The 12753-nt window shown below is 56.8% G+C and carries 11 protein-coding genes; 3 read left to right on the top strand and 8 right to left on the bottom strand.

Annotation, left to right across the window (positions count from 1 at the left end; all coding sequences use genetic code 11):
* Window positions 1–44: 44 nt before the first annotated feature.
* The 4 genes from IAE27_RS27545 to tssK all read right to left on the bottom strand — a co-directional run bounded on the left by IAE27_RS27545 (window position 45) and on the right by tssK (window position 4243).
* Window positions 45–284 carry a hypothetical protein gene (locus IAE27_RS27545; protein WP_017146035.1) on the bottom strand — a complete coding sequence of 80 codons (240 nt, stop codon included), beginning with the start codon at window positions 282–284 and terminating at the stop codon, window positions 45–47.
* Window positions 285–534: 250 nt separating this feature from the next.
* A complete protein-coding gene (locus tag IAE27_RS27540) occupies window positions 535–2241 on the bottom strand; it encodes an OmpA family protein (RefSeq protein ID WP_154022280.1) in 1707 nt (568 codons plus the stop codon).
* Window positions 2238–2903 carry a type VI secretion system protein TssL, short form gene (gene tssL, locus IAE27_RS27535; RefSeq protein ID WP_115239610.1) on the bottom strand — a complete coding sequence of 222 codons (666 nt, stop codon included), beginning with the start codon at window positions 2901–2903 and terminating at the stop codon, window positions 2238–2240. Before tssL ends, IAE27_RS27540 begins: the two co-directional genes overlap by 4 nt.
* The gene (gene tssK, locus IAE27_RS27530) at window positions 2900–4243 is read right to left on the bottom strand and encodes a type VI secretion system baseplate subunit TssK (RefSeq protein WP_154022279.1); all 1344 of its coding nucleotides are present in this window, start codon (window positions 4241–4243) and stop codon (window positions 2900–2902) included. Before tssK ends, tssL begins: the two co-directional genes overlap by 4 nt.
* A 1121-nt stretch (window positions 4244–5364) precedes the next feature.
* Here tssK and IAE27_RS29900 point away from each other — a divergent pair.
* A complete protein-coding gene (locus IAE27_RS29900; protein ID WP_261982985.1) occupies window positions 5365–5496 on the top strand; it encodes a hypothetical protein in 132 nt (43 codons plus the stop codon).
* Between the two features lie 196 nt (window positions 5497–5692).
* Here the strand turns inward: IAE27_RS29900 and IAE27_RS27525 are convergent, their stop codons facing one another.
* The gene (locus IAE27_RS27525) at window positions 5693–7309 is read right to left on the bottom strand and encodes a peptide ABC transporter substrate-binding protein (protein ID WP_004101482.1); all 1617 of its coding nucleotides are present in this window, start codon (window positions 7307–7309) and stop codon (window positions 5693–5695) included.
* Window positions 7310–7498: 189 nt separating this feature from the next.
* Here IAE27_RS27525 and mpaA point away from each other — a divergent pair, with 189 nt between their 5' ends.
* Entirely contained in the window at window positions 7499–8212 is a 714-nt protein-coding gene (gene mpaA / locus IAE27_RS27520) for a murein tripeptide amidase MpaA (protein WP_154022278.1), read from the top strand.
* Here mpaA and ycjG read toward each other — a convergent pair.
* Window positions 8203–9168, bottom strand: coding sequence for an L-Ala-D/L-Glu epimerase (gene ycjG, locus IAE27_RS27515; protein WP_154022277.1), 966 nt, complete (start codon window positions 9166–9168; stop codon window positions 8203–8205). The genes mpaA and ycjG overlap by 10 nt on opposite strands.
* A gap of 101 nt (window positions 9169–9269) precedes the next feature.
* Between ycjG and tpx the strand changes: the two genes are divergently transcribed.
* On the top strand, window positions 9270–9776 hold the full coding sequence (tpx, locus tag IAE27_RS27510) for a thiol peroxidase (protein WP_004101479.1): 507 nt from the start codon (window positions 9270–9272) through the stop codon (window positions 9774–9776).
* Window positions 9777–9821: 45 nt separating this feature from the next.
* On the opposite strand, the gene IAE27_RS27505 is transcribed toward tpx, so the two are convergent.
* Entirely contained in the window at window positions 9822–10877 is a 1056-nt protein-coding gene (locus IAE27_RS27505) for an AbrB family transcriptional regulator (protein ID WP_004101477.1), read from the bottom strand.
* A gap of 127 nt (window positions 10878–11004) precedes the next feature.
* Window positions 11005–12546, bottom strand: coding sequence for a transcriptional regulator TyrR (tyrR, locus tag IAE27_RS27500; RefSeq protein WP_004101475.1), 1542 nt, complete (start codon window positions 12544–12546; stop codon window positions 11005–11007).
* Window positions 12547–12753: the final 207 nt, after the last annotated feature.

Here is a 12753-nt window from a genome sequence, read left to right as displayed (position 1 = left end):
TAACAGAGGATGGTTGTGGCTGAACTGCTGTGCCGGGATATCACTCATTCGCTCACCTCTTTCTCAAACGTCATCGCAATCATTTTCTTATCGTCCCGACCCGGAGAAGGACGCTGAGGCAACTGTCCTGCAGCCACAGGGCTTAAGCGCAGCTGGCTTACCGCCGGTAATATCTGCTGGCAGAGCAGGCTTATCCCGGCGTTCGGCGGCAGGCAGAAGAGACCTTCTGTTGCGCGGGCGCAGTTTGGGTGAAGACGACGTAACAAAATGGCGGGATTTTCCATGAGAGTTTCTCTTCAATCATTTCAGGTACGCTACCGCCCGTCGCTGTTCACTTACCAAAGCGCATCAGGCCAGCAGACCAATTTTTGTCGTTGTTGAACACTTGCCCCGCGGCTGCTCAGCAAAATAACTGCGGACAGGAAAACCTGCCCGTTTCAGGCTCAAGTAGTGACACCTACGTTTGGCGAATGGGAGTCTGTGATATCCGCTCCGCCGTTGCTCTTCAGCAACAGGCAGACCGGAGTTGCCATGCTACTTCTCCGTTTCATTGATTGACGCGCCGCTCTCCCGCGATAAGGCCGAAGGCATGCCCGGTGGCTGGCAGGCATTCACCTGCGGTACCAGACTGATTTCGACACGGCGGTTCAGCGCACGCCCTTCAACCGTTTCATTGGTGGCTACAGGACGGTTCTCGCCGAAGCCCTGCACCGCAAAACAGCTCTCCGGTACATCTCCGGTGTCACGCATCCAGTCGCGCACCGATTCGGCACGCTTCAGCGAAAGTATCTGGTTGGCTTTTTCCTCACCGGTACTGTCGGTATGGCCCGCAACGACAATCAGCCAGCCGGGTTTTGCTTTGATGCCAACCAACGAGTGCACCAGCAGCTTTGTCGATCCGGGCTTAAGCGCCCACCTCCCGGTATCGAACAGCGACATGCTGTCGAGGCGGATGGTTTTCGGCACGGTTTTTTGTGCTGGTTTTTGTGGCGGAGGTGGGGGTTCCCAGGAACGAATCGCGGCCAACACCGGTATGCGTAAATAGGCCCCGTGATACAGACCGAGACTCAGGTTCAGCGGCTCACCGCGGCGCGCCCACTGATCCAGTTGAACCGCATCCCCACTCAGGATTTGCAGGGCGCGGGCTTTCGAGGCGTAGTCAACCATCGCAATCTGCTCATAGTGCTGAATATCGAACCCCACCCGCTGCAGTAGCTGGCGGTTGTTCCACGCGCTGGCGCACAGTGCGATGAGAATGGCAAGGGTGAACAGACAGAACGCCCGGCGTAAAATCCTGGCGTGTGGCGTCTCGCTGACGCCCAATGGCAACAGTGGCAGAATAAAATCCGGTAACAGGACATCCGCTGATGAGGTATCAGGCTGCCAGCCAGGTAGTGAGCCCAGAGCGGTATGATGAGACAACCAGCGCTGCCACAGATTCTGAGGCAGAACCGGTGCCCCCGACGGCGTCATGTGATACAGCATCATAGCGGGTATCACCGGGGGCGTATCAACAGAGGGCGCCGTCAGCATAGCCAGCGCCGTCTCGTGCGTCAGGCGAACCAGCGCATTCATCCTCACCTGTGTGGCCAGACGCTCCCTTCCGTTCTTTTGCGCCAGCCAGGTCCCGGTGCAGCAAGGCGCGTCATTCGCCTGCCACACCTGCATGGCTTCCCCGGTCTGCGCTGTCTGCCATAGCGAGTGAGGAACAGACGCCCCTGCCACGTGACTGCTCAGTAGTAAAGGCACCGAGCGGCGGCAGTCGCTCCGCGCCTGGTTCAGCTGCCAGCGCAGCTCATTAAGCCCGACCGCCAGCGCCGCCTCATCACCGTGCAACTGCGGGCAAACGCAGACCATCACCGCCAGCTGCGATATCAGATCCGGGCGTTTACGCAGAAGAGTACGTACCGTCTGCTGCAGTTCGGCGGTAGGAACATTTAACCAGCAGCCCTGAGCCGTACGCAAAACCACCCCGCACTCCGGCCACCTGGCGATATCACCGCAGACCAGCACCACCGGCAGGCGGTACGGCGCGTCCGGAATGTCATCCAGCCAGGCATCCTCTGTAAGTCCCCATTCCCCCTTGCGCCCGGCGACAATCAGGGCAACGATGACTGCGGTCAGGATCAGCGCAACAGCCAGAATCCGCCCGCTGGTAGCCAGCGGCAGAAACAGCAAACAGAGCAGTACCGCAAGGATCCCGGCCCAGAGCCATAACAGGCGCAAATGGCTCACGCTCATTTTTCCGCCCCGGGCAGCAGGGTTGTAATCAGGGAATCAAGCCAATGATTTAGCCCCAGCCACAGCGCGGCGATCGCAACCAGCGACAGCCCGAGGCAAACCGGCCAGCGTCGCAACCCGTCCGCCAGGCCGCTACGCCCGGATATACCCGCCAGTACAGGCTGGCTCTGATCGGTTTCAAACGGCGAAACGCGCTCCGCCAGCCTGGTGATAAGCTGGTCGCGAACCGGCTCATCCAGGGCATAACATCCCTTAAAGCCCAGCATCAACACGCGATGGAAGCAGGTCAGTACCGCCACATCCGGCGCGGGCTCATGCAGAACCAGTCGCATCCGCTCATACAGCGCATCGCCGGCGTCCAGGGCACCGAAGTATTTCGCCTGCAGCGGACGGTCATACCAGACGATGCAGGCATCATCCTCACCTTCACGTCCTTTAGCTGTCTCATCCAGCAGCGCACACCAGGCGTAGAGAATATGCCGACGGCTCGCCTCGCTGAGGCCCGCGGTCTCCAGTTCCGCCATGACCTTTTCAATATGCTCTACGCAATGTCGCCAGAGGCGTTCGCCCTCCCCGTCGGCCAGTCTCGCCCCGCACCGCAGTTCCGTCACCGTCAACCAGGCGTCAGCCATCAGGGCGTCGATATTCGTATCCTGTTTCATGAGCGCAGTACCGCATAGAGTTCGAGTTCAGGGGCGCCCAGCAGACCGGGGACGTAAAAGACGCAACTGCCTTCCAACAGCATCGCTCGCGCCGCCGGATGGGCCATATCAAGGGTGAAATACTGGTTCTCCAGGCGCAGCGGGATGGCCGCCGGAACGTGGCTCATCGCGCGCAGAGGGATGCCGGGTTGCGAACCGTTAACGACCCGGTCGACTTCATCCGGGCTGCCCGCTTTGCACTGAAGCGGAAACTGCTCCAGTAGCTGCGCTACCGGCAGCGCCGATCGTACCGAGAGATAAAAATCCGCCTCTTCACGCAGTCGTGGATCGTGCAGACGGGCATGCCAGCGCTTGCGTCGTTCATCATGAACCATGTCAATCGCCACCACCCTCGATGGCAGACTGGCTTCCAGCAGTACCCCCAGCAAGTCAAACAGTGGAGGAAAGACCGCCGTTAACTGCTCATGCCGATAGGCCGGAATATCGGCTGTAGTGTGTTCAAGAGAAAAAGTCAGCAGGCTACCTGCCAGACCGGCCAACGCTGTATACAGACGTTCCGGATGCACCTGCGGATGACGAACAAAATGGCTGAGCAACGGCTCAGCGCTGTTGAGCGCACTCAGCAGCCAGAACAGCGACACGTCCGCTACCGCGAAGTCGGCCATTCGCTCGTTGCTTTCCCGACGCATAGACATCAGGCGCTGCAGGCGCGCACGGAGCTGACCCGTCAACTGTTCGGTTTGTTCCCTCAACCAACGGCTGGCCTGTACGTTCAGCAGCGGCGGCAGAAAAGACTCGTCCTGCGACCAGTGTCCCTGGCTATCGCGCGTAAGACGGATCGCGGCGACGGTCTGGTAATCAGCGTTGTCGCTATCGGCCTCACGCAGCGTCAGCTCCGGCTGCATTACCGCAATCTGGCGGCAGTCCTCCCCATAGCGGTTTCGCACCTCCCGCCAGGCCAGACGCCAGCGCACAGGACGCTCCGCTCTCTGCTCCGGTTGCAGACAGTTGCCACCGTTCTCATGCTCATGGGGCAGCGCCAGAACCACCGTCAGTTCGTGATGTTCTGTTTCCGGCAGGTTCATCACCGGCGGCAACGCATCGGCGTTATCGCTATCAATGAGCGTGCCGTCGGCGAAACGCACGCACAGGTGGTCGGCTTTCAGTTTCCCCTGCTTCAGCAGCGCGGTATTAAACTCCGCCCGCGCCACTCCCCAGGGATGAATTGCCCCCAGCCGGGCGACATACTCTGTCTGCCAGGCCGATTGCGCGGTTTCCTGCTGAAAATGTTGGGGAGAGATCATCTGCCCCCGTCCCCATAACGGTCGTACTGTTTTCATCCCTGCTCCTGTATTACGCTTTTGATATCAGACCCACCTGCGACAGGGGCACGTCCGTGTCTTCCAGGGCTTTGTCGGGCTGCTCCGCGCTATTTTCCGATTGACGGCCCTCACCCTTAAACTTTTCTATAACGCTTCCAGACCCTCGCCTGAGGGGCGACAGAAAGCGCCTCCATATCCAGAAAGGGATTCATCTCACCCCAACAGCACGCCCGGATTAGGTTGTTTTTTAAACAGAAAACAACGAGTACTCTCTGTTTCCAGTACTGCGGCTTGCCTTTCGCGAAGCGGTGTTGATATTTACCAACATCAGCCATTTCCGGATAATTGATTAAACAACGCACCCGATTAATTCTGGGGCCAGCGTGTTCATTTCGGCTCATAATTTCTGAGTCAACGCGGCGTCTTTTAGAATTTATTCAAACGCCTTTCTGAATATAGCGATATCAAAGTCTGTATTTGAGGGCGCGGGATAATTGACGTATCGCCAGCATGGCATGAAGTTAAAGTTTCTCGCACGCATCCTGCTCGTACTCAAGGCCTTTAAAAACTTAGACACTCTGACGCATATTATTTCCCGCCCGTTCTTTTAGCGCCTGCTCAGCCCAGATAAACGCTCTTCTGCACGTCATTATGAAAACGCGCAGCTAAAAAGAGCGCCCATTGGCGTTGAATTTTTTTATCTTCCAGATAAAAGACGCCCCGCTTTGCCATTACTCAAATCAGTAACGATGCAGCGCATAAGCGGAAATGCGACGCCGCTATTCGCGCCCCTCTGACGTGCAGCCTCAGCTTAAATCAGAGGCCGCCTTACAGCCGCACTCGCAATATCCTGGCCATAGCGCTTCCTTCCCTGGAGGCGTATGGGTCAAACATAACGATTTTCTTTGCACAATCATCGCAGGGCCAGACATCAGAATAGAGCAACTCATCCGTGTTCAGGCCAAATATAAGACTTTGCTTAAGCATTTAAATGAAAATACAAAAAATAATAAGCATCATGCGCACAAAATCAACAAAAACATTCATCATCTGACTGCGATAAATAAAAAATTAACATCTCACAAATGAATAAATATTAAATTCACATATAAACAAATTGAGTTTATTGATGCTAATCAATGAACGAAGGCACTCAGGCCATTCCCGAGGCGGAAAAGATTGCGCGTATCCAAAAAAATATGTTGGGTACATTTAATCGCTCGCAAGCCATCAGCCAACCCAACCCCGACGATAAATATAAATATCAATAATTTCAGATAGGATAAATATAGATTTTAAAAATGATATCTGATGGCCTCTACGCTGTTCATTGACCAGGAGAGTGAGAGCTGGCGAAAGTGAGGTTTGCCGCTGCGTCTGGAAATAGAATACAGGTTAGCTGGCGCTGCGGGCCGCGCTCTGGAGAGATGTGATGGTTGCCTGACGCCCGCAGGCAACCGGTGCTTATCAGTGCTTCACGATATACATCGTGCGGCTATAGGCGACGTCTTCCGGATTGGCAATCGGATACCCTTTCAGCCACGGTTTAATCAGTCGCCCGTTGGTATACTGGTAAATCGGCGCGATAGGCGCTTTCGCCATAATGATTTTTTCCGCCGCGTTGTAATCGTCATTGCGCGCCTTTTCCGACGTTTCCAGCGCCGCCTGAGTGAGAATTTTGTCGTAGGCCGGATCGTTGAAGCGGGAGATATTACCGCTGTGCGTCGAGGTTAGCAGAGACAGGAACGTTGAAGGTTCATTGTAATCCCCCACCCACGAAGCGCGAATCACATCGAAGTTGCCGGTATTACGGCTGTCGATATAGGTCTTCCACTCCTGATTTTGCAGCTTCACGTCGACGCCAAGATTCTTCTTCCACATAGACGCTACCGCAATGGCGATTTTCTGATGATTCTCCGAGGTGTTATACAACAGGCTGAGCTTCAGCGGGCGACCCGGGCCGTAGCCCGCCGCCTGTAGCAGCGCTTTGGCCTGGGCATTCAGCTCAGCCTGGCTCATGCTCTCGATTTGCGACGGCTGGGGAGTGAAGCCGGCAGTAACATCCGGAGTAAAACGCCAGGCCGGTTTCTCACCAGTACCCAGAATTTTTTCCGCCATCAAACGGCGGTCGATAGTCATACTCAGCGCCAGGCGGACGCGCTCATCGGCGGTTGGCCCTTTCTGTGTGTTAAATGCGTAATAATAGGTGCCCAGCTGTGGCGGAGTGTAAACCTGCCCCGGAATATCCTTCATCAGCTTCTGATACATATTTTTCGGGAACGACTCGGTAATATCGATATCACCGGCCAGATAGCGCTTAGTTGCCGCTGACTCCTGATTAATGGGCGTAAACGTGACCTGCTGGATCACCGTTTTGCCGTTGTCCCAGTAGTGCGTATTGGGAACCACCACCAGTTTTTCATTCACCACGCGATCCTTTAAAACGTACGCGCCGTTGCCAATCAGGCTTCCCGGACGGGTCCAGCTGTCGCCGCTCTCAACATTCGCCTTCTGGACCGGATAAAACGCAAAGCTGGCGGTCAGATTGCTGAACCACGGCAGCGGTTTATCCAGCTGAACGCGCAGCGTTCGCGCGTCTACGGCGGTGACGCCAAGAGTATCCGGCGCGGCTTTACCATCAATGATATTTTGCGCATTGGCGATACCGGCCAGCGCCGCAAACCAGGCAAAGGGTGAAGTGGTTTTGGGGTCAACCAGCCGTCGCCAGCTATAGACAAAATCTTCTGCCGTCACCGGCGTTCCATCGGACCAGCGGGCATTATCGCGCAGGGTAAACGTCCAGACGCGGTTATCATTGCTCTGCCAGCGAGTCGCCACGCCTGGTATTAGGTTGCCTTTCTCATCCTGATTGACTAAACCTTCAAAAAGATCGCGGATAACCTGAATTTCAGGTAGGCCGACGGCTTTCGCGGGATCTAAGGTGGCGGGCTCATCTTTTATGTGCCGCACCAGCACCTGTTTTTCGGCTAATACGGTGCCGGGCGGGACATCCGCCGCCCAGGCAAGAGAAGAGACGCTGGCTAACCACAGCGCGCCGCATGTCAATTTGACAGGATACTTCATAAGATCCCCTTTAAAATAAAAAAACCAGAGCTGGCAGTGCGATAATTATTTGTTTCATCACCTGAAATTGCAAACAGCTTGTGAAAGAAAGTTGACATATATGCTGATTTCAACATTGCTGGAAACTATTTGATTCCGGGACGGTTTTACACAACACTGCTGAAAAATAACCTGATAACAGGATGCCCTATGCCCGTTTCTCGTCCTCGCCCCCAGCGCGGTGATTTTCCGACTGGAACCCAACGCTACGGCCAGTCTTACCTGGGCGCGCCGCTGCTGTGGTTTCCGGCGCCGCTGGCCGATAGCCGTAGCGGCCTGATCCTTGCCGGTACTCACGGCGATGAAAACGCCTCCATCGTCACCCTCTCCTGTGCGCTACGAACCCTCAAGCCAGAGCTGCGCCGTCATCACGTGGTGCTGGCGGTCAACCCTGACGGCTGTCAGCTGGGGCTGCGGGCTAACGCACGCGGTATCGACCTGAACCGGAATTTTCCAGCGGCGAACTGGAAGGAAGGAGAAACCGTCTACCGCTGGAACAGCGCGGCAGAGCAGCGCGATGTCGTTCTACTCACCGGCGAAAAGCCAGGTTCGGAACCCGAGACCCGGGCGCTGTGCCAGTTGATCCATCAGATCCACCCGGCATGGGTGATCTCATTTCACGATCCGCTGGCCTGCATTGAAGACCCCGGCCACAGCGAACTGGGGCAATGGCTGGCCGATGCGTTTAGCCTGCCGCTGGTGGGTAGCGTCGGCTATGAAACGCCCGGTTCTTTTGGCAGCTGGTGCGCCGATATCGGCCTGCCCTGTATCACCGCCGAATTCCCGGCAATATCCGCCGACGAAGCAACGGAGAAATATCTGCAGGCCATGACGGAGCTGCTGCACTGGCACTCTCAGAGATGAAGCACCCCGGTGCTGAAGTGCAGCGCCGGCTCGACATCCACGGCCAGCCATGTTGGACCATCAAGATCGGCAAAACGGGCCAGCGGCGCCAGCGGTAGCGCCGCGCTAATCGCTCTCGACGTACACAGCATACAGCCCAGCATCCGCGCAAACCCCAGGCGTTCTGCCTCCTCCGCCAGCAGCAGCGCTTCAGTCAGACCACCGGTCTTATCCAGCTTGATATTAACCATTTCATAGCGGCCGCGCAGCGCCGCCAGGCTATCGCGAGTATGGCAGCTCTCATCAGCGCAAATAGGCAGCGGATGGATAAAATTTGCCAGCGCTTCATCGGCCCCAGCCGGAAGAGGTTGCTCCAGCATCGCGACGCCGACATCCGCCAGCAGCTGACAGCGCTCGGCCAGACCGTCGCTGCGCCAGGCTTCATTGGCATCGACGATGAGCGTTGCCTGCGGAACCGCCTCGCGAATGGCAATTAACCGCTCGCTAATCAGATGGTCATCAAGCTTCACTTTCAGCAGCGTGGCACCTTTCTCCCACAGGGCCGACGCGCTGGCCGCCATCTGCTCGGGGGTGCCGATCACCACCGTTTGCGCCGTAACCACCCGGTTGGGCAGCGTCACGCCTAACAGCTGCGAGATGCTTTTACCCGCGCTGCGCGCCTGCCAGTCCCAGAGCGCGCAGTCCACTGCATTACGCGCGGCCCCTGGCGGCAGCAGGCGTTGAATCTGCTCTCGAGTGACGCCCCGCTCAATCTGTTCGCCGATCGCCATAATCTGCGCCATCACCGAGGCGATACTCTCTCCATAGCGAGGATAAGGCGCGCATTCCCCCGTGCCCTTGACGCCATTCTCTTCAATTTCCACCACCACGACTTTTGCCTCGCTGCGGCTGCCGCGGGCGATCACAAAAGGGCTATGTAGCGGCCAGGCTTCTTCATAGACTCGCAGATTTCGCATTCCCTGAACCTCGCAGGTAAGTATTAAAAGGATTTGCCGTGCCGATGACGGATGTCATACACTAGCCGCGACGTTAACTATATGTAAACAGGAAGATAACCATGTCACAAACCGTGCATTTCCAGGGCAACCCCGTTTCTGTTCAAGGCACCATTCCGCAGGCAGGCGCTAAAGCGCAGCCGTTTACGCTGGTGGCCAAAGATCTCTCTGACGTCGCGCTGAGCCAGTTTGCGGGCTCCCGTAAAGTGCTGAACATTTTCCCAAGCATCGATACCGGCGTTTGCGCGGCATCGGTACGTAAATTCAACCAACTGGCGTCAGAATTGAACAACACCGTAGTGCTGTGCATTTCCGCCGACCTGCCGTTCGCCCAGTCACGCTTCTGCGGCGCTGAAGGCCTGAACAACGTCGTGACTCTGTCCACTCTGCGCGGTGCGCAGTTCCTGGCCGACTACGGCGTAGCGATCTCCGCAGGCCCGCTGGCCGGTCTGGCAGCGCGTGCTGTGGTCGTGATTGATGAAAACGACCAGGTGGTATACAGCCAGCTGGTGAATGAAATCACCGAAGAGCCGGACTACGACGCAGCCCTGGCCGCGCTGAAAGCGTAATATCCCCACCAGGTAACGTAAGCCCTCGTTAAACGGGGGCTTTTTTTATTCCCGCGTCGCATAGCGGGAGATAAAGCGCGCAATCGCCGGGCCGGTCAGCAAGATAGTGAACAGGCGCAACGTCTGCATCGCCATAATAAACGACATATCCGCCCGCGTGCCGGCAGCGATAATCGCTACCGTGTCCAGCCCGCCCGGGCTGGTCGCCAGATAGGCGGTCATAAAGTCCAGCGGTAAAACCTGCGTCAGTCCATAAGCCATCAGCGCACATAGCAGAATCAGGCCGATAATCGATGCCAGGATCTGCGGCAGGGTTTTTAACGCCAGCAGGAAGATCTGTTTATTAAACTTTAGACCAACGCTCCAGCCAACGGCGGCATAAGCCAGCGCCAGCAGCCACTCAGGGAGTTCAAGCTGCAGCCAGCCTTCTCCCTGCACCAGCGCGCCGATCAGCATCGGGAAAAGCATCGCACCGGACGGAAAGCGCAGACGCAGCCCCAGCCATCCCGCGGCCGCCGTCACCAGCAGCGTAAGCGGTAGCTGCCAGCTTATCGGGGGAAACCAGGCGACCTGCTGAGTCATCTCCTGGGCTTCGCCGCCGAGCGCAACGCGAACCACCAGCGCCGCGGCACCGGCAACAAAAAGTACGCGCAAATACTGCATCAGCGCCACCAGTCGAACGTCGGCGCCGTACTCCTGGGCCATGATAACCATCGCCGAAGCGCCGCCCGGCGAACTTCCCCACGCCCCGGTGGCGCCGGGTAGCGCGCTATAGCGCACCAGCAGCCATCCCGCCAGCGCGCTGATGGCGAGCGTGGAGAAGAGAATCAGCAGCACCAGCGCCCAGTTTGCCAGCAGAACGCCGAAAATCGAGGGCGTCAGGCTACGGGCGATCATGCAGCCGATAATCATCTGAGCGGCAATAAAAAAGGGTCGGGGAACGCGGATTTCCGCCCCGCGAAGGCTCAGGCAAATGCCGGCAATCATCGGCCCCAGCAGCAGCGCGGCCGGGAGGTGAAACCAGAACAGCGCAAAAGAGATCGCGCTGGAGAGCACCAGCAGTTTCATCCACTGAAAAAAACGACTACGCCAGATCCACATGCGTATTCCTGCAAAAAAGAGGGTAAAAACGCAGTATATACAGATTCATTCGCCGCCAGGCCCCCTCCTTTTTCTGGAAATGTTCTGGAAATGCCGACCGACGGCGCAGGCAGCCGGTCGGCGGGAATTACTCGTCGCCTTTTTTCTGGCTCAGGCCGTACTCGCGAAGTTTATTGGCGATGGCGGTATGCGAGACGCCAAGCCGCCTGGCCAGTTTACGCGTGCTGGGGAAGCTACGATAAAGCTGGGTAAGCACCGAGCGCTCGAAACGGCGCGTGATATCATCCAGCGAGCCTTCCATCGCTTCTTCGCCAACCGCTAATGACGAGACGTCGTGATCCGGCAGCAGGATATCCTGAGGGCGCAGTTCAAAACCGTCCAGCTGAGTCAGGGCACGGTAAATCGCGTTTTTGAGCTGGCGCACGTTGCCCGGCCAGCTATAGCGCGTCAATACGCTGTTTAAATCGGCAGAAAGTTTCGGCCGCGGGATACCCTGCTCATCGGCGAAACGCGCCACAAACAGTTCGGTCAGCGGCATGATATCCTGCGGACAATCGCGCAGCGGTGGTAAATAGAGCGTCAGCACGTTAAGACGATAATAGAGATCTTCGCGGAACAGCCCTTTTTGCACCAGTTCCACCAGGTTTTTCTGCGTCGCGCAGATCACCCGTACATCTACGTGGACTTCATGATCTTCCCCGACCCGGCGGAAGGTTCCATCGTTGAGGAAGCGCAGCAGCTTAGTCTGCATTCGCGGCGACATTTCGCCAATTTCATCCAGCAGAACCGAACCGCCGTTAGCCTGCTCGAAGAACCCCTTTTTGCCCTGGATAGCGTCGCCAAACAGCTCGCTCTCCACCGCGTCCTCCGGAATGGAGCCGCAGTTCAGGGCCAGATAAGGTTTCCCCGCTCGCGGGCTGGCGAGGTGGCAGGCGTGGGCGAGCAAATCTTTACCGGTACCGGTATCGCCGACGATCAGCAGCGGCGCGCTGAGCATAGCCAGCTTGCGAGCCTGCTCGACGACGTGGCGCATTTTCGGGCCTACGGCGAGGATCTGGCTGAAGGCGCTGGTATCCTGAATGGTCATCGTTTGCAGCTGACGCCCCATACGGACCGTTGAACGTAGCATCGCTACCGCGCCGGTTAGTACCTTCTCGCCGTGTTCGCCTTCGAGATAAACCGGGGTGATCTCCAGCAGGAAGTTCTGCCCGTTAACCACCACGTGCTCGGCGTGGGACTCCTGCGGACTATTTTCCAGCCAGCGCTGGACGTTAAAATCGGTAATCAGCTGTGCGACCGGATGGCTGCGCAGCTTCTCCTGGCTCTGGCCAAACAGCTGGCAGCTGGCCGGGTTAGCCAGTTCGACTTTTCCTTTGGTGTCGAGAGACAGCACAGGCTCCGGCATCGCTACCAGCAGCGCGCTGAGCGCCAGATGTTCACGCTCTGACGGCATCCACGCCACGGTGCGCACATCGGTGACGCCAGCGATACGACGAATTTCCGCCATCAGACTGCTGAAGCTAGCGAACTCCAGCTCGGCGAAATTGAGATAAATTCGGCCAATAGGGTCAATGTCGATACCCCGCAGGTCGATACCGCGCAGCACCAGTAAATCGAGCAATTCACGAGTCAGACCAAGACGGTCTTCACAAAAGACTTCAAGACGCATAGGAGTTTTCACCCTAAAGAGGCCAATAACGGATGAATAATAGGACAGTTATTTGCTGGCGTGAAGATAGCTGTCAACAATTATTGACAGTATGGCGGAAAAATGGCCTTTCTGCCGTAAAGAGAAAGAAACACACAAAATAAACATATAATTCATATAGTTAACAAAATATTTGATTAAAAACACACTGCAATTCACGACATTACA

This window comes from Klebsiella sp. S69 (assembly GCF_016516145.1).
Classification (GTDB): Bacteria; Pseudomonadota; Gammaproteobacteria; order Enterobacterales; family Enterobacteriaceae; genus Klebsiella; species Klebsiella oxytoca.
This window is presented reverse-complemented; position numbering and strand designations above follow the sequence as displayed.